The sequence below is a fragment of the Acinetobacter sp. F16 genome (assembly GCF_052712855.1).
Genome location: NZ_JBRATK010000002.1, coordinates 1 through 25,867 on the forward strand (window position 1 = coordinate 1; position 25,867 = coordinate 25,867).

General features: G+C 41.4%; 22 protein-coding genes, 1 tRNA gene and 2 pseudogenes. 18 read left to right on the forward strand and 7 right to left on the reverse strand.

Translation table 11 applies throughout. The features are described 5' to 3' along the window. From ACU0NF_RS01255 to ACU0NF_RS01310, 12 genes are all read left to right on the forward strand, one after another. Positions 1-336, forward strand: a 336-nt coding sequence (locus ACU0NF_RS01255) for an EF-Tu C-terminal domain-related protein (RefSeq protein WP_445659877.1), incomplete at its 5' end; no start/stop codon positions are given. 52 nt (positions 337-388) lie between these two features. Next, positions 389-464 (forward strand) — tRNA-Trp (locus ACU0NF_RS01260). 73 nt (positions 465-537) lie between these two features. Beyond that, positions 538-978, forward strand: a complete 441-nt coding sequence (gene secE, locus ACU0NF_RS01265) for a preprotein translocase subunit SecE (protein WP_131383140.1) — start codon at positions 538-540, stop codon at positions 976-978. Between the two features lie 7 nt (positions 979-985). Further along, positions 986-1,519 (forward strand): transcription termination/antitermination protein NusG, encoded by a 534-nt coding sequence (nusG, locus tag ACU0NF_RS01270; protein ID WP_067869011.1) that lies wholly within the window; start codon positions 986-988, stop codon positions 1,517-1,519. Positions 1,520-1,639: 120 nt separating this feature from the next. Then, the gene (gene rplK / locus ACU0NF_RS01275) at positions 1,640-2,068 is read left to right on the forward strand and encodes a 50S ribosomal protein L11 (RefSeq protein ID WP_004813566.1); all 429 of its coding nucleotides are present in this window, start codon (positions 1,640-1,642) and stop codon (positions 2,066-2,068) included. Between the two features lie 3 nt (positions 2,069-2,071). Continuing rightward, positions 2,072-2,767: a 50S ribosomal protein L1 gene (gene rplA / locus ACU0NF_RS01280; RefSeq protein ID WP_445659878.1), complete on the forward strand. Its 696-nt coding sequence runs from the start codon at positions 2,072-2,074 to the stop codon at positions 2,765-2,767. A gap of 353 nt (positions 2,768-3,120) precedes the next feature. Further along, positions 3,121-3,627: a 50S ribosomal protein L10 gene (gene rplJ, locus ACU0NF_RS01285; protein ID WP_131383138.1), complete on the forward strand. Its 507-nt coding sequence runs from the start codon at positions 3,121-3,123 to the stop codon at positions 3,625-3,627. A 48-nt stretch (positions 3,628-3,675) separates the two neighbouring features. Further along, positions 3,676-4,041 (forward strand): 50S ribosomal protein L7/L12, encoded by a 366-nt coding sequence (rplL, locus tag ACU0NF_RS01290; RefSeq protein WP_131291169.1) that lies wholly within the window; start codon positions 3,676-3,678, stop codon positions 4,039-4,041. Positions 4,042-4,345: 304 nt separating this feature from the next. Beyond that, entirely contained in the window at positions 4,346-8,434 is a 4,089-nt protein-coding gene (gene rpoB / locus ACU0NF_RS01295; protein ID WP_445659879.1) for a DNA-directed RNA polymerase subunit beta, read from the forward strand. Positions 8,435-8,600: 166 nt separating this feature from the next. After that, positions 8,601-12,800 carry a DNA-directed RNA polymerase subunit beta' gene (rpoC, locus tag ACU0NF_RS01300; protein ID WP_131269504.1) on the forward strand — a complete coding sequence of 1,400 codons (4,200 nt, stop codon included), beginning with the start codon at positions 8,601-8,603 and terminating at the stop codon, positions 12,798-12,800. A 162-nt stretch (positions 12,801-12,962) separates the two neighbouring features. Further along, a complete protein-coding gene (locus ACU0NF_RS01305) occupies positions 12,963-13,502 on the forward strand; it encodes a hypothetical protein (RefSeq protein ID WP_445659880.1) in 540 nt (179 codons plus the stop codon). Positions 13,503-13,648: 146 nt separating this feature from the next. Next, on the forward strand, positions 13,649-14,008 hold the full coding sequence (locus ACU0NF_RS01310; RefSeq protein ID WP_131269500.1) for a DNA transfer protein p32: 360 nt from the start codon (positions 13,649-13,651) through the stop codon (positions 14,006-14,008). A 6-nt stretch (positions 14,009-14,014) separates the two neighbouring features. Here ACU0NF_RS01310 and ACU0NF_RS01315 read toward each other — a convergent pair. Then, positions 14,015-14,519, reverse strand: a pseudogene (locus ACU0NF_RS01315) (PaaI family thioesterase). A 143-nt stretch (positions 14,520-14,662) separates the two neighbouring features. Here ACU0NF_RS01315 and ACU0NF_RS01320 point away from each other — a divergent pair. The 5 genes from ACU0NF_RS01320 to htpG all read left to right on the forward strand — a co-directional run bounded on the left by ACU0NF_RS01320 (position 14,663) and on the right by htpG (position 20,487). Then, positions 14,663-15,532, forward strand: a complete 870-nt coding sequence (locus ACU0NF_RS01320) for an alpha/beta fold hydrolase (RefSeq protein WP_445659881.1) — start codon at positions 14,663-14,665, stop codon at positions 15,530-15,532. Positions 15,533-15,662: 130 nt separating this feature from the next. Beyond that, positions 15,663-17,030 carry a Na+/H+ antiporter family protein gene (locus ACU0NF_RS01325; RefSeq protein WP_370982799.1) on the forward strand — a complete coding sequence of 456 codons (1,368 nt, stop codon included), beginning with the start codon at positions 15,663-15,665 and terminating at the stop codon, positions 17,028-17,030. A gap of 319 nt (positions 17,031-17,349) precedes the next feature. Further along, entirely contained in the window at positions 17,350-17,964 is a 615-nt protein-coding gene (locus tag ACU0NF_RS01330) for an OmpW/AlkL family protein (RefSeq protein ID WP_445659882.1), read from the forward strand. Between the two features lie 165 nt (positions 17,965-18,129). Beyond that, entirely contained in the window at positions 18,130-18,474 is a 345-nt protein-coding gene (locus ACU0NF_RS01335; protein WP_131383132.1) for a lysozyme inhibitor LprI family protein, read from the forward strand. 93 nt (positions 18,475-18,567) lie between these two features. Then, positions 18,568-20,487 carry a molecular chaperone HtpG gene (gene htpG / locus ACU0NF_RS01340; protein WP_445659883.1) on the forward strand — a complete coding sequence of 640 codons (1,920 nt, stop codon included), beginning with the start codon at positions 18,568-18,570 and terminating at the stop codon, positions 20,485-20,487. A 94-nt stretch (positions 20,488-20,581) separates the two neighbouring features. Here htpG and ACU0NF_RS01345 read toward each other — a convergent pair. From ACU0NF_RS01345 to ACU0NF_RS01365, 5 genes and pseudogenes are all read right to left on the reverse strand, one after another. Further along, positions 20,582-21,568 (reverse strand): annotated as a pseudogene (locus ACU0NF_RS01345) (hypothetical protein); the annotation flags it as partial. Between the two features lie 222 nt (positions 21,569-21,790). After that, positions 21,791-23,269, reverse strand: coding sequence for a hypothetical protein (locus ACU0NF_RS01350; protein ID WP_445659884.1), 1,479 nt, complete (start codon positions 23,267-23,269; stop codon positions 21,791-21,793). Between the two features lie 10 nt (positions 23,270-23,279). Then, complete coding sequence (locus tag ACU0NF_RS01355; RefSeq protein WP_445659885.1) at positions 23,280-23,459, reverse strand: hypothetical protein; 180 nt, start codon at positions 23,457-23,459, stop codon at positions 23,280-23,282. Positions 23,460-23,806: 347 nt separating this feature from the next. Further along, on the reverse strand, positions 23,807-23,992 hold the full coding sequence (locus tag ACU0NF_RS01360; RefSeq protein ID WP_445659886.1) for a hypothetical protein: 186 nt from the start codon (positions 23,990-23,992) through the stop codon (positions 23,807-23,809). Positions 23,993-24,225: 233 nt separating this feature from the next. Then, on the reverse strand, positions 24,226-24,465 hold the full coding sequence (locus ACU0NF_RS01365) for a glycine zipper domain-containing protein (protein WP_131268462.1): 240 nt from the start codon (positions 24,463-24,465) through the stop codon (positions 24,226-24,228). A 244-nt stretch (positions 24,466-24,709) separates the two neighbouring features. Here ACU0NF_RS01365 and ACU0NF_RS01370 point away from each other — a divergent pair, with 244 nt between their 5' ends. Continuing rightward, a complete protein-coding gene (locus tag ACU0NF_RS01370) occupies positions 24,710-24,910 on the forward strand; it encodes a dodecin family protein (protein WP_131268460.1) in 201 nt (66 codons plus the stop codon). Between the two features lie 91 nt (positions 24,911-25,001). On the opposite strand, the gene ACU0NF_RS01375 is transcribed toward ACU0NF_RS01370, so the two are convergent. Beyond that, complete coding sequence (locus tag ACU0NF_RS01375) at positions 25,002-25,700, reverse strand: DsbA family oxidoreductase (protein ID WP_445659887.1); 699 nt, start codon at positions 25,698-25,700, stop codon at positions 25,002-25,004. Positions 25,701-25,867: the final 167 nt, after the last annotated feature.

A 25,867-nucleotide genomic window follows, 5' to 3' on the forward strand; every position in this document is an offset into this window, starting at 1 on the left:
CGTGAAGACGTTCAACGTGGTCAAGTACTTGCTAAACCAGGTACAATCAAACCGCATACTAAATTCGACGCAGAAGTATACGTACTTTCTAAAGAAGAGGGTGGTCGTCATACACCATTCCTTAACGGTTACCGTCCACAATTCTATTTCCGTACAACTGACGTAACTGGCGCAATCCAATTACAAGAAGGCGTGGAAATGGTAATGCCTGGTGACAACGTTGAAATGTCAGTAGAATTGATCCACCCAATCGCAATGGACCCAGGTCTACGTTTTGCGATCCGTGAAGGTGGTCGTACAGTTGGTGCTGGTGTTGTTGCTAAAGTAACTGCATAATACGAAAAGTTAAAAATACAGCTCGGGGATTCTATTCCCCGATTTGTATGCTAGGTCAGTAGTTCAATTGGTAGAGCGTCGGTCTCCAAAACCGAATGTTGGGGGTTCGAGTCCCTCCTGACCTGCCATTTTTTTAAAAAAAAACTTGATGCTGTTTAAATTGTCATATAATAAGTCGCGAAGCCTACGACGAGTACAAAAATGTCGAATGATAAATCGCGTGACGCATTAAGCGAAGCGCCAATTCCACAAAGAAATAATCCTGCTGAAGTTGTTAATTCTGGGTCTCCTTTAGATATAGTTCTATGGGTTATCGCATTGATTTTATTAGTCGGTGCAGCCATGGCGGGTCAGTATTTGCCAGCATATTGGGCGCCTGCGAATAATGTCGGTGTGCGCGTTGCTGTGATTTTGGCTTGTATCGTAGTGGCTTTAGGTTTATTATACGCCACCCATCAAGGCAAAGGCTTTGTTCGTTTATTGAAAGATGCGCGAATTGAGTTACGTCGTGTGACTTGGCCGACCAAGCAAGAAACAGTGACCACATCTTGGCATGTTCTTGCAGTTGTTGTAATCGCTGCCATTGTTTTATGGTGTTTTGATTACATTTTAGGCTGGTTAATGAAGTTTATTATCGGGTAAGAGAGCTATGAAACGTTGGTACATTATTCATGCCTATTCAGGTTATGAAAAACAGGTGTTACGCTCGCTTAATGATCGAATCCAGCGTAGCGCTGTAGCCGATAGCTTTGGTGAAGTCCTCGTTCCGACTGAAGAAGTCGTAGAAATGAAGGATGGCAAGAAGCGTAAATCAGAGCGTAAATTTTTTCCTGGCTATGTATTAGTTGAAATGGAAATGAACGATGATACCTGGCACATTGTTAAAGAATGTCCAAAAGTATTAGGTTTTATCGGTGGTACGGCTGAAAAACCTGCACCTATTACGCAAAAAGAAGCTGATGCGATTCTTGCGCGTGTACGCAATACTGGTGAAGCACCTCGTCCTAAGACGATGTTTGAACCAGGCGAAGAATTACTCGTGACTGACGGTCCATTCACCGACTTTAAAGGCGTGGTGGAAGAAGTTCAGTACGAGAAGTCACGTTTAACGTTGACGATTAATGTATTTAACCGACCAACTCAAGTCGAGCTCGAATTTCGCCAAGTCGAAAAAGCGAACTAATTTAAGTTGGTTGGAAAACGCCCGGTTTGTTATGGATCGGGCATTGTTATTGTAACGGTTATCGTTACTTAGAATCATTGGGGAGCCTTCATCGGCGTTTGCACCCAGAGGTAATTTGAAATGGCTAAGAAGATTGACGGCTATATCAAGCTGCAAGTTCCAGCTGGTAAAGCGAATCCATCTCCACCGATTGGTCCTGCACTAGGTCAACGTGGTGTTAACATCATGGCATTCTGTAAAGAATTCAATGCTGCTACACAAAAACTTGAAGCTGGTCTACCAATTCCTGTAGTGATTACTGTGTACAACGATAAGTCGTTCACATTCATTATGAAAACTCCGCCTGCTGCGATTCTTCTTAAGAAAGCTGCTGGTATTCAAAAGGGTTCAGCTGTACCTAACAAAACTAAAGTTGGTAAGTTGACTCGCGCTCAATTAGAAGAAATTGCGACTACTAAAGAACCAGATTTAACTGGTGCTGATTTAGACGCACGTGTACGTACCATTGCTGGTTCTGCGCGTTCTATGGGCTTGGAAGTGGAGTTATAAGACATGGCTAAATTAACTAAACGTCAAAAAGCCATCGCTACTGCTGTTGAAGCGAACAAAGTTTACACTTTGGAAGAAGCAGTACAAGTTCTTAACACTATTCCAGCTGTTAAATTCAAAGAATCTTTGGATGTTGCAGTAAACCTTGGTGTTGACCCTCGTAAATCTGACCAAGTTGTTCGTGGCGCGACTACACTTCCTGCAGGTACTGGTAAAACTGTACGTGTTGCTGTGTTTGCTCAAGGCGCTGCTGCTGAAGCTGCTAAAGCTGAAGGCGCGGACATCGTTGGTTTCGAAGATCTTGCTGAAAGCATTCAAGCTGGCAACTTAGACTTCGACGTAGTAATTGCTGCTCCAGATGCAATGCGCGTAGTAGGTAAGTTGGGTACGATTCTTGGTCCACGTGGCTTAATGCCTAACCCTAAAGTGGGTACTGTAACTCCTGACGTAGCTGGCGCTGTCAAAAACGCTAAAGCTGGTCAAGCACGTTACCGTGTAGACAAAGCGGGTATCATTCATGCTGCGATTGGTCAAGTTGGCTTTGATGCTGCTGCGATCCGTCAAAACGTTGAAGCTCTTGTAGCTGACCTTAAGAAAGCAAAACCTGCGACTTCTAAAGGTATCTACATCCAAAAGATCACTTTGAGCTCAACTATGGGTCCTGGTCTTGTTGTTGATGTAGCCAACGTTTCTAAATAAGTCTCGACTTATTACAGAATTTTAAAGCCCTGAGTGAAAATCAAAGCACTGCTTTGATTTTCACGCAAGATGCGGATGTTGCTTCACTCGAAGCGTAGCTTCTCGTCTTGCGGGTCGGCAAAGCATGCTTTGCTGATCGCCTCTCAGGCAAACTTTGAATTGATAAATATTTGTTTATCAGCGTCAAAGACCTCGGGCGAGGGGGGTTCTTCGGGACTCACTTCTTAAAAGTCCAGTCCGAGTAGACGCGGTGGTGTGATTTGTTCATCCTCCGCGTGTAAATTCAGCAATGAATTTACGAATTGGGAGTGTGCTTCGCGTAAGCACATAAATCACCGTTAGGAGGTTTTACAATGGCTCTTCTTATCGAAGGCAAAAAACAGATCGTAGCTGAAGTAACTGAAGTTGCTTCTACTGCATTTGCTGCTGTTGTTGCTGACTACCAAGGTTTAACTGTTGAGCAATTAACTGCTCTACGTGTTGAAGCTCGTAAACTAGGTGTTGCTACACGTGTTGTACGTAATACTCTAGCTAAACGCGCTCTTCAAGATACTCCATTCAATATCTTGAACGACAACCTTGTTGGCCCAACAATCTTAGCTTTCTCGACTTCTGAAGATGACATGGGCGCTGCTGCTCGTTTGTTCGAAGAATTCGCTAAAACTAACAAAGCATTTGAACTTAAAGCTGCTGCATTTGATGGCAAACTTTATCAAGGCGACGAAGTTAGCGTTATCGCAAATCTTCCAAACCAAGAAAAAGCGCTTACTATGCTTGCAAATGTTCTTCAGGCTCCTATTTCGAAATTGGGTCGCTTACTTACAGCGCTTCAAGAGAAAAACGGATCAGAAGCTGCATAAGCTTAAATTCACTTTCACACCATTCAATACCCATTTGGAGTTACTCTCATGGCTTTAACAAACGAAGAAATCCTAAACGCAGTTGCTGAAAAAACTGTTCTTGAACTTGTTGAACTTATTTCTGCTTTCGAAGAAAAATTCAACGTATCTGCTGCTGCTGTAGCTGTAGCTGCGGGTCCTGCTGCTGCTGCTGCTGAAGAGCAATCAGAATTCAATGTTGAATTGACTTCTTTTGGCGCGAACAAAGTTGCTGTAATTAAAGCAGTTCGTGAAGTTACTGGTCTTGGCTTGAAAGAAGCTAAAGATCTAGTTGAAGGCGCTCCACAGGTTCTTAAAGAAGGCGTTTCTAAAGAAGAAGCTGAAGAACTTAAAGCTAAGCTTGAAACTACTGGTGCTACAGTTACTGTTAAGTAATTTAGCCAGGGGTCAATTTTTAAATTGATCCCGAAATTTGGCTGATGGCTCTTGGGTCATCAGCCTTTTTGCGTTACAATTATCGGCTCGATTTTTGTTTGATTGATGTAAAAACCGTCAATTATTATAATAAATCAATAAAATCAAATGTTTACCAATATTTATCATATTTGAAAATATTGCTAAGCGTTTTAATACCACTAAAAATTGCAGCATTTGTAAAAAGTGGTGGCCATATCGGCCTGTGTAATTCCTTCTAGGCTCGTTCTGCAGGCGGGCTTAGTTTACTTTCCGAGGACTCCAGATGGCATACTCATATACCGAAAAGAAACGGATCCGTAAGAATTTTGGTAAATTGCCTAGCGTCATGGATGCTCCGTACTTGCTCGCGATTCAAGTCGACTCGTACCGAACATTCTTACAAGATGGCAAAACACCAAAAAACCGCGAAGATATCGGTCTCCAAGCCGCATTTCGTTCAGTTTTTCCTATTGAAAGTTATTCTGGCAATGCTGCTTTAGAATTTGTTGAGTATAGTCTTGGTAAGCCTGAGTTTGACGTACGTGAATGTATTTTACGTGGTTCGACTTATGCAGCGCCAATGCGTGTAAAAATTCGTTTGATCATCAAAGATCGCGAAACCAAATCAATTAAAGACGTACGTGAACAAGAAGTGTACATGGGCGAAATGCCGCTCATGACTGAAAACGGTACCTTTGTGATCAATGGTACTGAGCGTGTAATTGTGTCTCAATTACATCGTTCACCAGGTGTATTCTTTGACCACGATAAAGGCAAAACTCACTCTAGCGGTAAAGTTCTTTATTCAGCACGTATCATTCCTTACCGTGGTTCATGGTTAGACTTTGAATTCGATGCAAAAGATTTAGTCTTTGTGCGTATTGACCGTCGTCGTAAATTACTCGCGACTGTTGTTCTTCGTGCATTAGGTTATAGCAACGAACAAGTCCTAGACATGTTCTATGAAAAAGTACCTGTCTATCTTGACATGGGTAGCTACCAAATTGACCTTGTGCCTGAACGCCTGCGCGGTGAAATGGCTCAATTCGACATTAATGATGCTGACGGCAAAGTGATTGTTGAACAAGGTAAACGTATTAATGCACGTCATGTACGTCAAATGGAAGCATCTGGCTTAACCAAGCTTTCTGTTCCTGATGAGTATTTGTATGAACGTATTACTGCTGAAGACATCCCATTAAAAGATGGCGACGTGATTGCTGCAAACACAGTATTGAGCCATGAGATCATGGTGAAGATTGCAGAAGGCGGCGTGAAGCAGTTTAATATTCTGTTCACCAACGATATCGACCGCGGTTCTTTCGTTGCGGACTCTTTACGCGCAGATACGACTTCAGGTCGTGAAGAAGCACTTGTAGAAATCTATAAAGTAATGCGTCCAGGTGAGCCACCAACAAAAGAAGCTGCTGAAAACTTATTCAACAACTTGTTCTTCTCATCAGAACGTTATGACTTGTCTCCAGTGGGTCGTATGAAGTTCAACCGTCGTTTGGGTCGTCCTTACGAAGTGGGTACTGATCAGAAGTCTCGCGAAGTTGAAGGTATTCTCTCGAATGAAGATATCACTGATGTACTAAAAACATTAGTTGAAATCCGTAACGGTAAAGGTGAAGTCGACGATATCGATCACTTGGGTAACCGTCGTGTTCGTTCTGTTGGTGAAATGACAGAAAACCAATTCCGTGTGGGTCTGGTTCGTGTAGAACGTGCTGTTAAAGAGCGTCTATCTCAGGCAGAAACTGACAACTTGTCTCCGCAAGATTTGATCAATGCGAAACCAGTTGCTGCTGCAATCAAAGAATTCTTTGGTTCAAGCCAGTTGTCTCAGTTCATGGACCAAAATAATCCATTGTCTGAAATTACACACAAACGTCGTGTATCAGCACTTGGACCCGGCGGTTTGACTCGTGAACGTGCAGGCTTTGAAGTACGTGACGTACATCAAACTCACTACGGTCGTGTGTGTCCAATTGAGACTCCTGAGGGACCAAACATTGGTTTGATTAACTCGCTTTCTGTTTATGCAAAATGTAATAACTTCGGTTTCTTGGAAACTCCATACCGCAAAGTTATTGATGGCCGTGTAACAGATGATGTTGAGTATTTATCTGCGATTGAAGAAGTAGGTACTGTAATTGCACAGGCCGATTCTGGTGTAGATAAAGACGGTAACTTAACAGAAGAATTCGTATCAGTTCGTCACCAAGGTGACTTCGTACGTATGCCTCCTGAAAAAGTAACGCATATGGATGTATCTGCTCAGCAGGTTGTGTCTGTTGCGGCATCACTTATTCCATTCCTTGAACACGATGACGCCAACCGTGCGTTGATGGGTTCAAACATGCAACGTCAGGCTGTTCCTACGCTGATTGCTGACAAACCACTTGTCGGTACCGGTATGGAAGCAAACGTAGCGCATGACTCTGGTGTATGTGTTCTTGCGAAACGTGGCGGTCGTATTGAATTTGTTGATGCGTCACGTGTGGTTATTCGTGTAAACGAAGAAGAAATGATCGCCGGTGAAGCAGGTGTAGATATCTACAACCTGATCAAATATACACGTTCGAACCAAAACACTTGTATTAACCAAAAAGTTCTTGTGAACCTGGGCGATAAAGTAGGTCGTGGCGACGTATTGGCTGATGGTCCATCGACTGACGGTGGTGAATTGGCACTTGGTCAAAACATGCGCGTAGCGTTCATGACCTGGAACGGTTACAACTACGAAGACTCGATCTTGTTATCGGAACGTGTTCTTCAAGAAGATCGTTTGACTTCGATCCATATTCAAGAGTTGTCATGTGTTGCTCGTGATACCAAGTTAGGTGCAGAAGAAATTACTGCCGATATTCCTAACGTGGGTGAAGCTGCGCTGTCTAAGCTTGATGAATCAGGTATCGTTTATATCGGTGCTGAAGTAACTGCTGGTGACATCCTAGTAGGTAAAGTAACGCCTAAAGGTGAAACGCAGTTAACACCGGAAGAAAAATTGCTTCGTGCAATCTTCGGTGAAAAAGCAGCTGATGTTAAAGACTCATCATTACGTGTGTCTTCAGGCGTTAAAGGTACAGTCATTGACGTTCAAGTGTTTACACGTGACGGTCTTGAAAAAGACGAACGTGCTCAAGCAATTGAAAAAGCGCAATTAGATGCTTACCGTAAAGACTTGAAAGAAGAGTTCAAAATCTTCGAAGAAGCTGCACGTGAACGTATTGTGCGCTTGTTGAAAGGTCAAGAATCGAACGGTGGCGGTACTACTAAACGCGGTGACAAACTGACTGAAGATTTGTTATCTGGTTTAGAGCTTGTTGATCTACTTGAAATTCAACCTGTTGATGAAGGCATTGCTGAACGCTTAACTCAAATTCAAGTGTTCTTGAAAGAGAAAGGCATTGAAATTGACGAGAAATTTGCAGAGAAAAAACGCAAACTTTCTACAGGTGATGAGCTTACAACTGGCGTATTGAAAGTTGTTAAAGTTTACTTGGCTGTAAAACGTCGCATCCAACCGGGTGATAAAATGGCGGGTCGTCATGGTAACAAGGGTGTTGTATCTAACATCTTGCCAGTAGAAGACATGCCGCATGATGCCAACGGTGTACCTGTTGATATCGTGTTGAACCCACTAGGTGTACCTTCACGTATGAACGTGGGTCAGATTCTTGAAACTCACTTGGGTATGGCTGCAAAAGGTCTTGGCGACAAAATCGACAAGATGTTGCAACAACAGCGTACCATTGCCGAACTGCGTATTTTCTTAGACAAGATTTACAACAAAGTTGGTGGCGAGCAAGAAGATCTTGATAGCCTGACTGATGATGAAATCTTGGCACTTTCTAAAAACTTGCGTAAAGGTATTCCTTTAGCAACTCCTGTATTTGATGGTGCGGATGAAAGCCAAATCAAAGAGTTGCTAGAACTTGCAGACATTCCACGTTCTGGTCAAACCGTATTGTTTGACGGACGTACAGGTGAACGTTTTGACCGTCCAGTAACTGTAGGTTACATGTACATGTTGAAACTGAATCACTTGGTTGATGACAAGATGCATGCGCGTTCTACAGGTTCTTACTCACTTGTGACTCAACAGCCATTGGGCGGTAAAGCTCAATTCGGTGGTCAGCGTTTCGGTGAGATGGAAGTCTGGGCGCTTGAAGCATATGGCGCAGCTTATACGCTTCAAGAAATGCTTACTGTTAAGTCGGATGACGTTGAAGGCCGTACTCGCATCTACAAGAACATTGTAGATGGTAACCATTATATGGATCCGGGCATGCCTGAATCGTTCAACGTATTGACTAAAGAGATCCGTTCTTTAGGTATCAACATTGAACTGAAAAATGGTGACTAAGAATCTCCATTAAATCTCCCCTGAGGAACACTGTTCCGCAAGCTCTTCTGAAAAGAGGGGCTTCCCCCTTAACAAAGGTGGAGTGAGGGAGATTAGATTCAGTTAAAAACAATATTTGTGACCCAGTCGGGGAGGAGAAAAACTCCTCGACACACGGAGAAAAAAATTGAAAGACTTGCTCGATATCATGCGCAAAAAGACGGATTCAGACGGTCATGCTCCAGTAGAGTTTGATCGCATCCGCATTGGTCTTGCGTCACCAGAAATGATTAAGTCATGGTCTCACGGTGAAGTTAAAAAGCCTGAGACAATTAACTATCGTACGTTCAAACCAGAACGTGATGGTTTATTCTGTGCCAAAATCTTTGGTCCAGTAAAAGATTACGAATGCTTGTGTGGTAAATACAAGCGTATGAAATACAAAGGCGTCATTTGTGAAAAATGTGGCGTTGAAGTAACAACTGCGAAAGTACGTCGTGAGCGTATGGGTCATATTGACCTTGCGTCACCGGTTGCACACATCTGGTTCTTGAAATCATTACCATCCCGTATCGGTCTTCTTTTAGACATGACTTTACGTGATATCGAACGTGTATTGTATTTCGAATCTTACGTTGTAACAGATCCGGGTATGACTCCAATGGAGAAATACCAACTTCTTAACGATGAAGAATACTTCACAGCGTTAGAAGAACACGGTGATGAATTCAGCGCGAAAATGGGTGCAGAAGCGATTCAAGACCTGTTGAAAGACATCGATCTTGAAGCTGAAATTGCACGTCTTCGTGAAGAAATTCCACAAACAACTTCAGAAACTAAGCTTAAGAAAGCTTCTAAACGTCTGAAGTTGATGGAAGCATTTAACGATTCGAACAACAAGCCAGAATGGATGGTGTTGACTGTACTTCCAGTCCTTCCACCAGATCTTCGCCCGTTGGTTCCGCTTGAAGGTGGTCGTTTCGCGACTTCTGACTTGAATGACCTTTACCGTCGTGTGATCAACCGTAACAACCGTTTGAAACGTCTTCTTGACCTTTCAGCTCCAGACATCATCGTACGTAACGAAAAACGTATGTTGCAAGAGTCTGTAGATGCATTGCTTGATAACGGTCGTCGTGGTCGCGCAATCACGGGTTCAAACAAACGTCCTCTTAAATCTTTGGCAGATATGATCAAAGGTAAACAAGGTCGTTTCCGTCAAAACTTATTGGGTAAACGTGTCGACTATTCAGGTCGTTCGGTAATTACAGTAGGTCCGACTTTACGTTTGCACCAATGTGGTCTTCCTAAGAAAATGGCACTTGAATTATTCAAACCATTTATCTTTGCGAAACTACAAGCGTCTGGCCAAGCAACAACCATTAAAGCTGCGAAGAAAATGGTTGAACGCGAAACTCCAGAAGTTTGGGACGTTCTTGCTCATGTGATTCGTCAACATCCAGTGATGTTGAACCGTGCGCCAACACTTCACCGTTTGGGTCTTCAAGCATTTGAACCGACCCTGATTGAAGGTAAAGCGATCCGTCTACACCCACTCGTATGTGCTGCGTTCAACGCCGACTTCGACGGTGACCAAATGGCGGTACACGTTCCATTAACACTTGAGGCTCAGTTAGAAGCTCGTGCGTTAATGATGTCTACAAACAACATCTTGTCTCCAGCGAACGGTGAACCAATCATCGTACCGTCTCAGGACGTTGTCTTGGGCTTGTATTACATCACGCGTGATGCAATCAATGCCAAAGGTGAAGGCATGGTGTTTGCGGATACTGACGAAGTAAACCGCGCATTGGCGACTGGTCAAGTGAACTTGCACGCTCGCGTAAAAGCACGTGTACACCAGACTGTGATTGATGAAGATGGTAACCGCGAACAGCAAACCATTATTGTTGATACAACGCCTGGCCGTTGCTTACTTTGGGAAGTTGTTCCTGAAGGTATGGACTTCCAGCAAATTAACGTTGAGATGACGAAAAAGAACATCTCTAAGTTAATTAACTCTTGCTACCGTAAATTGGGTCTTAAAGATACCGTTATCTTTGCTGACCAGTTGATGTACTTGGGCTTCCGTCAAGCGACTCGCTCTGGTGTATCTGTTGGTATGGAAGATATGCTTATTCCGCCAACCAAATATACGATTATTGAAAAAGCAGAAACTGAAGTTCGTGAAATTGAACAACAGTTTGAACAAGGTTTCGTAACTGCCGGTGAACGTTATAACAAAGTTGTCGATATCTGGGCACGTACCAATGACCAAGTAGCGAAAGCGATGATGGACAACTTGTCTTTCACCACTGTTAAAAACAAACAGGGTGAAGACGAGAAGCAAAAATCATTCAACAGTATCTACATGATGTCTGACTCTGGTGCCCGTGGTTCGGCAGCTCAGATTCGTCAGCTTGCAGGTATGCGTGGTTTGATGGCGAAACCGGATGGTTCGATCATTGAAACCCCGATTAAAGCAAACTTCCGTGAAGGTTTGACAGTACTCCAGTACTTCATTTCAACACACGGTGCGCGTAAAGGTTTGGCCGATACAGCACTGAAAACAGCGAACTCTGGTTACTTAACTCGTCGTTTAGTAGACGTAGCGCAGGATTTGGTAATTACTGAACCTGATTGCGGTACTTTAAGCGGTCTTGTCATGACTCCATTCATTCAGGGTGGTGATGTCATCGAGAACCTTGGTGCTCGAGTATTGGGTCGTGTTGTTGCTGAAGATGTGAAACGTGCGGGTTCTGACGATGTCATTCTTCCACGTAATACGCTTATTGACGAAAAACTTGCTGCCTTCATTGAAGAAGCGGGTGTCGACGAAGTTAAAGTACGCTCAGTGGTTTCTTGTGAATCTACCTTCGGTGTATGTGCGAAATGTTATGGTCGTGACCTTGCACGTGGTCATCAGGTAAATCCTGGTGAGTCTGTAGGTGTTATGGCGGCACAATCAATTGGTGAACCGGGTACCCAGTTAACCATGCGTACATTCCACGTGGGTGGTGCTGCAAGCCGAACTTCTGCTGCAAACAGTGTTCAAGTGCGTAATAAAGGTACTGTACGTTTCCATAACGTGAAAACTGTACAGCATGCCAAAGGTCACTTGGTATCGACTTCCCGTTCAGGTGAAATCGGTATTGCGGATGACTTGGGTCGCGAACGTGAACGCTACAAAATCCCATACGGTGCGTCTATCGTACTGAAAGATGGCGAAGCTGTAGCAGCTGGCGGTATCGTTGCAACTTGGGATCCGCATACGCATCCACTTGTTACCGAAGTTGCAGGTAAAGTACGTTTCAGCCAAATCGCTGATGGCGTAACTGTTACATCGAAAACTGATGATGCAACCGGTATGTCGACTATCGAAATCTTGCCAGTGACTTCACGTCCTGCGTCAGGTAAAGATATGCGTCCTGCAGTGGTACTGGATACTACAGATGGTGGCGAACAGTTCTACTTCTTGCCACAAAACACCATTCTTTCTGTCCGTGATGGCGAAACAATTGGTGTGGGTGACGTTATTGGTCGTGTACCACAAGAAACTTCACGTACCCGTGATATTACCGGTGGTCTTCCGCGTGTAGCTGACTTGTTCGAAGCACGTAAACCGAAAGAACATGCAATCCTGGCTGAAATTTCAGGTGTTGTAAGCTTCGGTAAAGAGACCAAAGGTAAAAACCGCTTAGTGATTACTCCAGACGACGGCTCTGAAATTTACGAAGAGTTGATTCCGAAATGGCGTACCATTAACGTGTACGAAGGCGAACATGTAAACCGTGGTGAAACAGTTTCTGACGGTCCACAAAATCCGCATGACATTTTACGTCTGAAAGGTGAAGTGGCGTTGACTAACTACATCGTGAACGAAGTGCAGGACGTTTACCGTCTGCAAGGTGTAAAAATCAACGACAAGCACATTGAAGTTATCGTGCGTCAAATGTTGCGTAAAGTTGAAATCACTGATGGTGGTGATACCAGCTTTATTAAAGGCGAACAAGTGGATTACATCCGCATGGTTGCTGAAAACCAAGCTGTACTTGCTCAGAACAAGTTCCCTGCGAAGTATGAACGTCAATTGATGGGTATTACTAAAGCATCGCTTTCTACTGACTCGTTCATCTCTGCTGCATCGTTCCAGGAAACAACTCGTGTGTTAACTGAAGCTGCTGTAACAGGTAAAGAAGATGATCTACGCGGTCTGAAAGAGAACGTTGTTGTGGGTCGTTTGATTCCTGCAGGTACTGGTCTTGCGTATCACTTAGAACGCCGTCGTCAAGAAGCTGAAGCTGCAGAGCATGAGCTTGTAAATGACTTCTCTGATGTTGATCAAGCATTAAGCCAAGCATTTAATGATGAGTTTAACGGTCTGTAATCAGACGGTTTAAACAAAAAAGCCACCTTCGGGTGGCTTTTTTTATCTCAAATAAATGAAAAATAACGCTTTCCTCAAGTCCTATAATTTCCTATATTAAAAACAGAACAGTTAAAAACTTTGATTTTATTTAGATATTTAAAAACATAACGGGGCAAACTGATGAAACTGACACAACAACTTTTAGCACTTTCACTTTTATCTATTTCTGCTGCTGTCATTGCTGCACCCATGCCAAATACGATTGTGGTCGAAGATAAAGCCGTTGTTCCGATCTTAAAGACTGAAGTGATTCGTCGAGTTGCAGGGCAAGAACCCAAGCGCAGTGTCGATGCCACAATTTTTGAAGTGACCAATAAAGGCAAAGATATTGTTGCGCGTGAAGTTCATTTAGAAGATAACCAAACGCAATTTTCTGAAAAGCAGCTTTCTATTCCTGTGATTCAAAAAGGCAGTGTGATTGTGCCGACCTCAAAAATTGAATTGAATACCACGATAAAGCAAGACGGGAAAATACTTTCCCAAACAAAGCAAATTGATGCAGAAGGTGTCGAGTTTAAACAAGGGCAACAGCCTGTTCACCGGACCTTAAAGCTGGATCAGAAAAAGAATTTAGAAGATAGCACTAAAACCTCACATGCAGTTTTCACTGAAAATGGTGTCACCACACGCGATATTGTGCTGCTGAGTGAAGATGAATAAACTTAATTTATAAAAACTGTGAAATATTTCATGACTTTTTACAAAATGCAGCATTTCAGTGCGGATGGGTAACATTTTGCATTTATTACTCTCTACAAATTAGGCTTAAGCTAAGCTTAAGAGAAGTGAGACCAGAAGGAAGTCCCATGAAAAAATTAATGAGTGTAATGGCAGTAGCGACCTTATCCACTTTTATGTTAGCGGGTTGTGACAGTATGTCCACTAGAGACCAGCGAATCGGTGCAGCAGCTCTGGGTGGTGCAGTGGGTGGCGGTGTAGGTAATAAAGTCGGCGGTGGCGTTGGTGCAGCAGTTGGTGGTGGTGCAGGTGCAGCAGTCGGCAGTAAAACCCAAGGCGGTTCTAACCGTAATGCCACTTATAGTGGTGTAGGCGGTGCAATTGGTTCTGCGGTCGGTAAAGGCGTGTTCGGCGGTAATGCGGGCGCTGCAATTGGTGGCGCAATTGGTGGCGGTGCCGGAGCTGCCATCGAACAGAAAAAACGTTAATTTAACCTATTCATTTAAGTAAAAGCGCTTGATCGACAAGCGCTTTTTTATTGTCGAGTGGCGGATTTTGGATTTTTTTCTACGGATATAGACCGTTTTTTCAACTTCTGTAATGCGGATGCCTGCATCATCAAAAAATATTGACTGTGTATTTGCGATGTACTGGAACGTAATTGGCCGTAAGCTCTTTAATATGAATTATTTCAGCAGGATCTAAGTGAATATTGGCATAAACAGTGTCACGTCCTGGCGAGAGAAAATGAATGTTTGCCGATTTATCCCAGACGATCTATTTTGATCCGAGATGATGCATTAGTAAAAGTATAAAAAACGGATCAACCATGCAGTATAAGCTGCCGCCAAAATTCACTCCAACCACATTTTGATTTTTACGTATTAAAGGCATTTTCACACGAATATGATAATTTTCCAGATCCATTCTTTCAATCTTAATGCCTGCCCCGGGCTAAGGTGCATAGCGATTGATCGTGAATTTGGAGATCGCGAGTATTGTCTGTAGTTTTTTTTAAAGGCGCTGATGGGTCAATTATTTTTATAGCTACCCAGACCATACTAGAGCAGAACTAAAATTGAGGCATTGATCAGGTTGCCTAATCATCAATATAAATAATCAATAAAAAATGGGACAGAATTATGCAAGCGAAAACCCAGTGGGTAAACACCCAAGATCAGCAGAGACTCTATGTGAAAACATGGGGGAGTGATGAAAAACCGGCTTTAGTTTTGGTGCATGGTTATCCGGATAATCAAGAGGTATGGGAACCGGTTATTCAGGAGCTGCTTCAGGATTTTTATATTGTCACTTATGATGTGCGTGGAGCAGGGCAATCCTCTATTCCAGCACGTATTCGCGACTACCGCTTGGCACAGTTATGTTTAGATTTAGAAAGTGTCGTGAATGCCGCATTAAACGATCGCCCTTTTCACCTGGCAGCGCATGATTGGGGTTCTATCCAGTCCTGGGAGTCGGTTACCGAAGCTAAATTTAAAGCGCGAATTTTATCTTATAGTACGATTTCAGGGCCGTGTTTAGACCACGCTGCCTTCTGGATGCGTCATCAGTTTAAACAGCACAAGAGCAAGTTGTTTAAGCAGCTCACCAAGTCTTGGTATATCGCAGTTTTCCAGCTGCCATTGCTGGCACCGACAGTCTGGAGTTTTTTCAGTCCTGAAAAATGGGGCAAAGTGCTTGAAAAGTTAGAGCACAAAAAAAACTTGCCTTCAAATCCTCATATCGCTTCAGATGGCAAACATGGAATCGGGCTGTATCGGGCCAATTTTGTGCCATGCTTAACTCGGCCACGTCAGCGTTTTGCAGTTTGTCCAGTCCAGGCGATCGTGCTGAAACAGGACATTTTTGTCAGTCCTGAAATGATTGATGAAATGCCAAAATGGGCGGAAAATTTTCAGCGTGTTGATGTAGATGCCAATCATTGGGCAATATTAAGCCAACCCAAATTGGTCGCAGATTATATCCGAAGCTTTGCACTGCAACAGATTTAAATCTATTTGCTTGCAATTAATTGTATGAATTTAAATGAAAAAGTTGATGCTAGATAAAAGCGATCAATTTACAGTTTCAAAAGAGTGAATCTGATAAAATATCGACTTTTCATCTTTTCCTCAATTAATTATGTTCGCAATTATTGCCGCTATCGGAGTCATGTTCGGACTCTCATTAGCTCGTGTACCTGTGGTATTTGCATTGGTGATCGGTGCTGTTACCGGTGGTTTGCTGGCCGGTCTAGGTCTGCAAGGAACGCTAGATGCATTTAATAATGGTCTAGGTGGCGGGGCTAAAATTGCCTTAGCCTATGGTGTTTTAGGTGCATTTGCGCTTGCTTTGGCACGCTCCGGTTTGCCTGATTTACTGGCTTACAAACTGGTTTCCACCTTAAAAGGAGATGCCAATGTTCAATCGCAAAATAAAGTTAAATTTTTAATTTTCTTTACGATTGTGGCTGCCGCGGTATCTTCGCAAAACCTGATTCCTGTTCATATTGCTTTTATCCCGGTTTTGATTCCACCTTTGTTAAGTGTCTTTAACCATTTAAAGTTAGACCGCCGTGCTGTGGCCTGTTTATTGACTTTTGGTTTATGTGCCACTTATATGCTGGTTCCGGTCGGATTTGGCGCCATTTTCCTGAATGATATTCTGGGCCAAAACATCAATACTTTTGGTAAGCCATACGGGTTTGAAATTAGCTATGATCAAATTCCATCTGCAATGGCAATTCCCGTTTTTGGCATGTTTATCGGGCTATTGGTTGCGCTGTTTTTTACTTATCGCAAGCCAAGAATTTATAAAGAAATCAAGATTGAGCCAAGTCATCATAGTATTTCGGGCGATGTCGTTAGCGATGCGAATGCCAAGCCACAAATCGCAAAATTCACCTTGTTTATGGCCGCTTTTGCAGTCATTGCCACCCTAAGTGTACAGCTTTATTCAGATTCGATGATTCTTGCCGGTTTGGTGGGTGTGGCGATTTTAAGCTGCGCGGGTATTTTTAAATGGAAAGAAGCGGACGATGTGATTATTACCGGTATGCGAATGATGGCATTGGTCGGTTTTATTATGATTGCCGCACAAGGTTTTGCATCTGTCATTGAGGCCACCAATCAAGTTCCTGCTTTGGTCAATGCATCTGTTGAGTGGATTGGTAACAGTAAAGGTTTGGCTGCATTCTTAATGTTGCTGGTCGGTTTGCTGATTACTTTAGGGATTGGTTCATCGTTCTCTACGGTGCCAATTTTAGCCATTATCTATGTGCCTTTATGTATCCAGTTCGGTTTTAGCCCTGCCGCAACAATTGCTTTGATTGGTACTGCCGCAGCTTTGGGAGATGCCGGATCTCCAGCCTCGGATTCAACTTTAGGTCCAACTTCAGGTTTAAACATGGATGGTCAGCATGACCATATGAAAGACAGTGTGGTTCCTACCTTTATCCATTTTAATATTCCTTTAATGGTATTTGGATGGATTGCTGCAATGGTTCTTTAATTCAAACGCATATTTTTATTTAGTTTGAATTTATTTTATGTATAATGCTAATAGATGTATTTAAAATAAATCTTTTAAATGTTTAATATAATAAAGCTGATTAATATACTCGGAATATAATAATAAAACCTGATTAACTTGGTTGGTATTTAAAACCAACCAAGTTGGTCTATTTAAAATAAATATTTAATATTATCAATCACTTAAAAATAAAAATAATTATTATTAATTAATCGCTATTGCATATTAATTTCTCTCGTGTTTATTATTAATTAATGTTTATTTTTTATTGTTATTATTCTTCCGTGGAGTATTTAAAATGTTAAAGCAAACTGCTTTTATTGCATTATTGGGGATGTCTGTTTCAGCAATGGCTGGTGATTGGCAAGTTAAATTAGGTGCTTCTGCATTGGCACCACAAAATGATGATAATGGTATTATTGCAGGCGGTAAGGCGACTGTAAGTAATGAGGTAGGTTTTACCCCTTCCGTAGAGTATTTTTTTGCTAACTCTCCTATTTCTGTAGAATTATTATTAGCGACTCCTTTCAAGCATGATGTAAGTATTGAAGGTGTGGGTGAGAATGTAGCGAGTTTTAAACATTTACCGCCAACAGTGACTGCTAAATATAATTTTAAAAATTCAACTCGCTTTACGCCATATGTAGGGGTAGGGGCAACAGTTGTTATCCCTTGGGATGAAAAAGTAAAAGGGAATTTGGAGGGCGCAGGTAAATTAGAAGCTGACGTAGCTTATGGTGTTGCGGGGCAAGTGGGTTTTAATTTTCAGCCTGCAGATGCTAAAAACTGGGGGGTATATGCCGATGTGCGTTATGCGCAAGTTGAAACAGACTTGGAGTTAAATGGTACAAATATTGGTGAATTGGAAGTAAACCCTTGGGTTTATACCATCGGTTATAGTTACAAATTCTAAGGCCAAAATAAAAAATTAGCGTAAAGAAACCTCATCTTTATAGAGGGGGTTTTTTAATAAAAAACTTACAATAAATCACAGAGATTGAGCACTTTGATACTATTTAATAAGCCCAAACTTGTTTAAGTTGATTATAGAAAATAAGCTAAAAAGAGAAAATAAATCATGAAATTATTCAATTTATACGGTGTGGTCTTTTTTAGCCTATTCAGTGGATCTGTGTATGCAGCAAGTTTCAATTGTGATCATGCCCGAACCCAAACAGAACATGCCATTTGTGAGCATCGTGCGGTAAATGATGCCGATGTGAAAATGGCAACCACTTATAATATTGTGAAACGTTTAGTGCCTATGGGGACTCGGGGTGTTATTCAGGATGAGCAGGTGAAGTGGTTACAATTACGTGATCAATGTGTTAACTCGAGCCGTTGTTTAACTGAAGTGTATAAAATGCGCCAGCAAAAACTGGATATGTATATGGATCGTGTTTATAAACAAGGCCCTTTTTAAAAAAAAATTATTCCTCGCTATTGAAAATTTCCCAAGTCACTCCATTCATTAAGCATTCAATAAAAAGTGTTCAATGAATTTAAGGAGCGACTGATGAGCGAACAAAGTACACAAAAACATAGTTTCCAAGCGGAAGTAGCCCAACTTTTACATTTGGTGACGCATTCACTTTATTCAAATCCGGAAATTTTCTTACGCGAACTGATTTCGAATGCTTCGGATGCATGTGATAAGTTGCGCTTTGAAGGGATCAACCATCCTGAATATTATGAAAATGATCCTGAACTGCATGTTCGTGTCAGTCTCGATAAAGACAATAAAACCATCACCATTTCAGACAACGGGATTGGTTTAAGCCAACAAGAAGCCATTGATAACTTAGGTACCATTGCCAAATCTGGTACCAAAGACTTTATGTCTAGACTGTCAGGTGACCAGAAAGCCGATGCGCAATTGATCGGTCAGTTTGGTGTCGGTTTCTATTCAGGTTTTATCGTTGCCGAAAAAATTACTGTTGAATCCCGTCATGCTGCGGCAGATGCTGCTGATGGCGTACGCTGGATCAGTACCGGTACAGGTGATTTTGAAGTTGAGCAAATCAGCAAGGCTTCACGTGGAACAGATATCATTTTACATTTACGTGATAATGCACTGGATTATTTAGAGTCTTATAAAGTTAAGCAAATCATCAATAAATATTCTGACCACATTAGCTTGCCGATTGAAATGCAAAAAGAAGTCTGGCAGCAAGAAGAAGCGGCTGAAGGTGAAGAACCTAAACCCGGTCAGATGGTTAAAACGGATGAATGGGAAGCGATTAATTCAGCCAGCGCACTTTGGACCCGAAATAAAAATGAGATCACTGACGAGCAATACATTGAGTTTTATAAGAACTTAAGCCACGACTTTGAAGCACCATTGGCTTGGGCACATAATCGTGTTGAAGGTAGTACCGAATATACCCAATTACTGTATGTACCAAGCAAAGCGCCGCACAATATTTTCACACGTGAAGCGAAAGCGGGCATCAAGCTGTATGTAAAACGTGTGTTCATTATGGATGAAGCGGATAATCTGATTCCAAACTATTTGCGTTTCGTGCAGGGTGTAGTCGATAGTGCTGATCTTCCACTAAATGTCAGCCGTGAACTGCTACAGGAAAGTCGTGATGTTAAAACCATTCGCGAAGGCAATACCCGCCGTATTTTGACCATGCTGGATAGTTTGGCGAAGTCGGAAGATGAAAAAGACCAGGAGAAATTCAAACAGTTCTATGCTGAATTCGGTTCAGTAATTAAAGAAGGCTTGGGCGAAGACTTTGGCAACCGTGAACGTATTTTAAAATTATTACGTTTCTCTACATCGACCAATGATGAGATTGCAACTTCATTGGCAGATTACAAAGCACGAATGAAAGAAGGGCAAAAAGCCATTTATTACGTGACTGCCGATAGTTTAAGTGCTGCGAAAAACTCTCCACAATTGGAACTGTTCAAGAAAAAAGGCATTGAAGTGCTATTGATGGCGGACCGTGTGGATGAATGGGCGATGGAGTTCGTCAATGAGTTCGATGGTACGCCTATGCAAAACGTGGCTAAAGGTGCAGTAGACTTGGGCGATTTGCAGGATGCTGAGGAGAAGAAAGCACTTGAAGCTGCCGCTGAACAATTCAAACCAATCGTTGAAAAATTGTCAGATTCATTGAAAGCCAAAACCAAAGAAGTGCGTGTAACCACACGTTTGGTCGATTCTCCGGCATGTTTGGTGACGGGTGAAGGTGAGCTTTCTCCACAACTGATTCGCATGTTAAAACAGGCAGGTCAGGCTGTGCCGGAAAGTAAACCGATTCTGGAAATTAACCCTGAGCATCCTTTGGTAAAAAAACTGGAAGGCTCAATTCAGTTTGATGACCTGGCCAATGTAATCTTTGATCAGGCAGTCATTGCAGAAGGGGGTTTACCTGATGACCCGGCTGAATACGTGAAACGTATCAATAATTTATTGTTGAAATAAGCTGGCTTCTCATGAGCCAAAAAAAACCTCCTTCGGGAGGTTTTTTTATTGAGGAGGATCGCAATGCGGGAGTAACAGTTATGCCTAAAGGAGATTAAAACAATGCTTCCAAACGCACCGATGTACTAATAAAATGGCTACGATCATCCCGATGATTGTTAATATAATTCAAATTGCCTTGGACATAGAACCATTCACGCCATAAAGGCTGGCGCCAAGAAACAAAGGGACCCCAGCTATTTAAACGTAAGTCATTATTATTTAAAAAACCACCGGTATAAAGGCCATAACTAAAGCTATTTTCATGGAAAAATTGATGTTGCCTAAACAGGTTGTTATCCCAGGTTAAGTCATCATCTTGATCATCTGCATAAGTCAGGCTGAATTGATTGGATAAAAATGCCTGATTAGGCCGGGCATGGGTAAGTTCCGTATTCGTTCTCAAATAATTTTTGCTATCAATGCCATAGCGATAAATTTGTTCAGCATGGAAACTGAAATCGTTATCCAGCTGCCAGTCTTTGGAGGCTTTTAGGCGCAGATACACATCATCTCCTGAACGGAGACCCAAATCTGCATCGGTTTCGAAAGGCAGGCGCTTAGAGAAATCTGACCATCGAAATGCAAATGAACTGTTATTTTCACGGGTACGTTGTCGGTCTAAAGTTTTATCATTATTATTGACCGAATTTTCATTAGTAATGGCAACGTTATTATCCAATTCATTATCTAAAGAATCATCACCAAAGACTAGGCTCAGTTTACGCTCTAAAGTTGGAAGTTTTACTTTACCGCGAATACGCGGTTTAATTTCATAACCATCATGTTTATTCCAGCTATTATCTACAATCACGCGTAATGTCGCAGATGCCGGTTTTTCTGGATCGGTTTTGCCAAACCAATTGTCAATTTTATGCGAGGTATGATCTGCCCAGTCTCGAATTTTAAGCTGGTTACGGTCTAGCCAAGTTCGGTCTGCAGTTTGTAAAGCCGGAGGAACACTTGGTTCATTCGACTGTTGTGGCAAAAATGTCGGTAGAGCATCAATCCAGTTTGGAATTTGATAAAGCAAATTATTATCTTCATTCTCAGCTAATGCTGAACTTGTGGATGAATCAGTGCTTTGTTCCGCACTCTCAGATCCATTTGAGGCGCTCATGATCCCAAACAACAGTGTAAATAAGAGGGGTTTTGATAAACTTATTTTCTTTTGGGGCATATCCTTGCTCTTAAATTCTGATCATTCGATAGTCTCGTAAAAATAAGGACTAAAAAGCAAGCTTTGGCTACAAAAAAATAAAACTTAATCTGAAATATGCTTTTGAATTGTCTCATATAATTGATAACAATCGATGGGTGATTCCAGCTGGGCAACAGTATTCTGAATTAATTGCCAGCTCACACCGTGATGACGCTCTAATAAAAGATAAGGATAAGCCAATTCCGTTCGAGACAGAATTAAGCGTTTCTTTCCATGAATAACCCGAATTTTTTGCCTTTCTTTTAATAACAGCAGCGGTGTTTTAAAGTCAGCAGGGCTTTCTTTAAATTGAATAAATTTTTGTCTTTGGAAAAGCTGGGCAGGGATAAAAGGAAGATAGTTTTCATTCTTCCAAATTGAGACTGCTTTTCCTGTATAGCTATAAAATAAAGCTTCAAAATCAGTGAAGTGTTCTGCTAGATCATGCCAGGAAATTTCTTTTATCGCAGCTATGCAATGTTGATTTTGCTTAGAAAATACATTCACTAAATGAATGGCTTGCGCTTGATTCTCTGCACCCAGCAACATTAAGTATTTGATGAAACAGCCTTGCGAATTGATTTGTTCAGCCAGATAAATGGGGCGTTGTGGCCAGTCCTGCACATCTGCAGCATATATAAGCATATCGAGATGTTGAGAAATTTCTGCAAGGTCTGGAATCTCTAAAACATGCAACTCTTGTGCGGTAGCATTTTCCTCAGCAAGAGGATGAATATGCGCAATATATGGGCCTAGTTCTAAGCTTTGTGGAAAATCTTTTCTGATACTTTTTTGAGTGATTATTGCAGGAATTACCTGTTGATCATCTGCTAATTTTTGCGGCAATTGATCAATAATATACTCATCTGACTGGATTAAATCTGGCTCATTGATTTGATTTTGTTCTGGTAGAGGAAGTGTAGACAGCGTTAACTTTTTCTCGGTCTCGGTCTCGGTCTCGGTCTCGGTCTCGGTCTCGGTCTCGGTCTCGGTCTCGGTCTCGGTCTCGGTCTCGGTCTCGGTCTCGGTCTCAATTAAAATAGGTACAAATGGCTTTTCTAAAAGAACAGGTTTCTGTCTTAATTCATCGTCAGTTTTTAGGCAGCTATAGCGTTGCTGCTGTTCTAGCATCCACTGATAAATGTCATCCAGACTTCCCCATTGACTGATCAATGCACTACGGTTTGGCGCTGGAATTAACCAGATTTGCCAGCCTTGTGCCGGATGATACAAAATGGCCCAACCTGATTCAGTATTTTGGTATAGCGCCTGTTGTAAAGTACGTTGCTGCCGGAAAAGACCACGATAAGAGAGTTTAAATAGGGTGTAATCTGCAAAATCTGTTGCGGCTTGCTCTGGTTGAGTTTGAGACTTAAATTTCAAAATTTGTTTTTTAAAAATCGGTTCATCACATAAGCGAAAAATTTCGGTTAAACGCGATTTTGATTTTGCCGTTTCAAAAAAAGATAAAGAACGATGTTCCAAACCTTCCAGCAGTTGATTTAATTCTTTAATCAGTAGCGCTTTTTCTAAGGCATTCATGAACTGACCTCTAGAGATGTTTTTGTGCTTTTTCTAGATAACTTGCCAATACAATATTAATAGCAAGTTCAAGTAATTTGTATTCTGTAGACGTGGGTGTCGGGTGGCGTTCAGCGAGCACAATCAAACGATCAATATGGATGGTTTGCGGTGGAATTTTACCTTGAATCAATGCTTGAAGTTCTTGCATAAGAAAACGGTTTCATTCAATGAATTATTAATTTAATGCTTTGATTATATGGATTTAAAAAGAAAAAGCATGAAAAAATATTGTCATGTTTTGAGCATTTATAGACATAAATAGCAAAAAATGTAGATTTTAGATAAAAAATATTCAAATTTTTTCAGCAGGATTTGGAAAAACAGATTGTGATTTATCGTTTGGCTTTTCATCATATTGAAAATAAATAGATTAACTTATCGTTAAAATCTGCTGTCGATCCTGAACAGGAAGGAAGTAAATAAAATGATTTTTTTCATCATTAAAAAACAGACTGAATTAGACTAGTCTGTTTTTTAATGGAATAAGATAACTTTTTAAGCTGCTTTTTCAGTGGCAGTTTTATCTTGAATGACCGCTTCCGAAGTTGCAACTTTTTGGTCGGTATTTACGGTATTAACTGCTTTTTTAGCAGGAAAATCTGGAATAAAAACAATTTGAGCAGATACATTTGCAGAAAAAGCCACAACAGCGATAGCCAAAACAGATTGAATACGGTTCATCATCATTTCCTTTAAGTGAAAGGATGCCCGAGAAAACAGGGCAAGGGAGAGAAATAAAATAAATTTCACGTAAATAATATCAAAAAATAATCAAATTAAGGAAGTGATAAAGGGTGAAAAAAGATGAACGGTGAGTTTAAATTATTATATAAATCATGTATTTAGAGTTTTTACTCTAAGACAGGTTGTGTTTGAACAACCTGTCTTAAAGAGTTTGAAAATACAAGGAAATATTAATTTTTATGGCCTTTGTTCTGGCAATTGCTTTGACATCTTTTCTCGTAAACCTTACCAGAAATGCCGCCAATAATAGCGCCACTCACGGTACCAAAGACAGGAAGTATACTACCTGCAACTGCACCGACTAATGCACCTGTTACGGTTGGAGAAAAAGGTGATTTCATGCTTGAGCGCTGGTTAGGGGTAGAGTCGACAGTTGAATCAGCACTAGAATTTTGAGTATCAGTATTCATATTTACCTCTTATAAAGTTGCATGATTGAGAACTTAAATGTCCCGTATACCAGCCTAGCGAATTGTGCATCTGCTTGTGTCAAAGGCTTGTATATATAAGTTGTGTTTTGTAAGAAGCAAATTGCTGATATTGGTATTGTTTCTTACGTGTAAGTTTTTGCGGTGTAATGTTAAAACCCAAAGTTTTGTTTAGAAAATATCCTATGATCAGGACTCACAAGAATAAAACTCGAGGTTAAAAAAAATGGCTATCGCAAAAATTGTTGAAGTGAATTCCAGTAGTAATAAAAGTTTTGAAGATGCAATTCAAACAGGGATTGAGAAAGTAACCGAAACAATAAAAAATGTGCAGGGTGCTTGGATCAACGAGCAAAAAGTAGTGATTAAGGACAATAAAATTACTGAGTATCGCGTGAATTTGAAAATTAGTTTTTTGGTCGACTAGATTGATGAATGATAAAATAAAAAAATCCCCTGATATGGGGATTTTTTTACGAGCAGTTGCAGTAAATCTAGGTCCTTAATCAGAAAATAGATTATTTTTCTGGAACATCGCAGATATCATCTTTACAGATTGCTGCGTCTTCAGTTTCCATTTTCGCTTGCGGTGCTTCCAAGGCTTTTTCAAAGACTTGCAAAAACACTTCACGCGGTTGTGCACCGGCTAATGCAATACGTTGATCAAAAACAAAGAACGGTACACCGGTCACTTTTAATTGATCTCGCGCCACTTCTTCATCAAATTTGACAAAATCTGCATATTCTTCTGAATTTAAAACATCTTCCACTTCCACTGGATTTAAGCCAATGCGTGCAGCAACATCTTCAATTGTTTCACGTTCGCCAATCGGTAAACCTTGGGTCATATAACTATAAAAAAAGGCTTCTTTGGCTTCTGAACCCAAGCCCTTACTTTGAGCCAGGTGAATAATGCGATGTGCATTGAAGGTATTACCCGAGTTGGCATTTTCCCAATTGAACTGGATGCCTTCTTCAGCGGCCATAGCGGCAATATTACGTTGCATCTCTTCAACGTCTGCAACTGTACGGCCATATTTTTGCGCGAGACGTTCAGAGTTTGAAACTTCCTGACGGATGGGTGCTTCTGGATCAAGTTCATAACTATGCCAATGAACTTCAAGTTCTAAACCTGCTTGTTCAGCAGCAGCTTCAAGACGTTTTTTGCCAATATAACAAAAAGGGCACACCACATCTGACCAAATATCTACGCGCATGGGAAATCTCTAATCTTTTATTGCCTATATTGATGGGGGTGCGGAGCAAAATTTAAAGCATGAAAATTGAATTAAAGCTGAATGGAGCGAGAAAAACCTAATAAGTTTGAGCTGAATAAATAACCAGAAGGGTTCTGAATCGGGTTATGCTATTCAAAAGTCAGTAG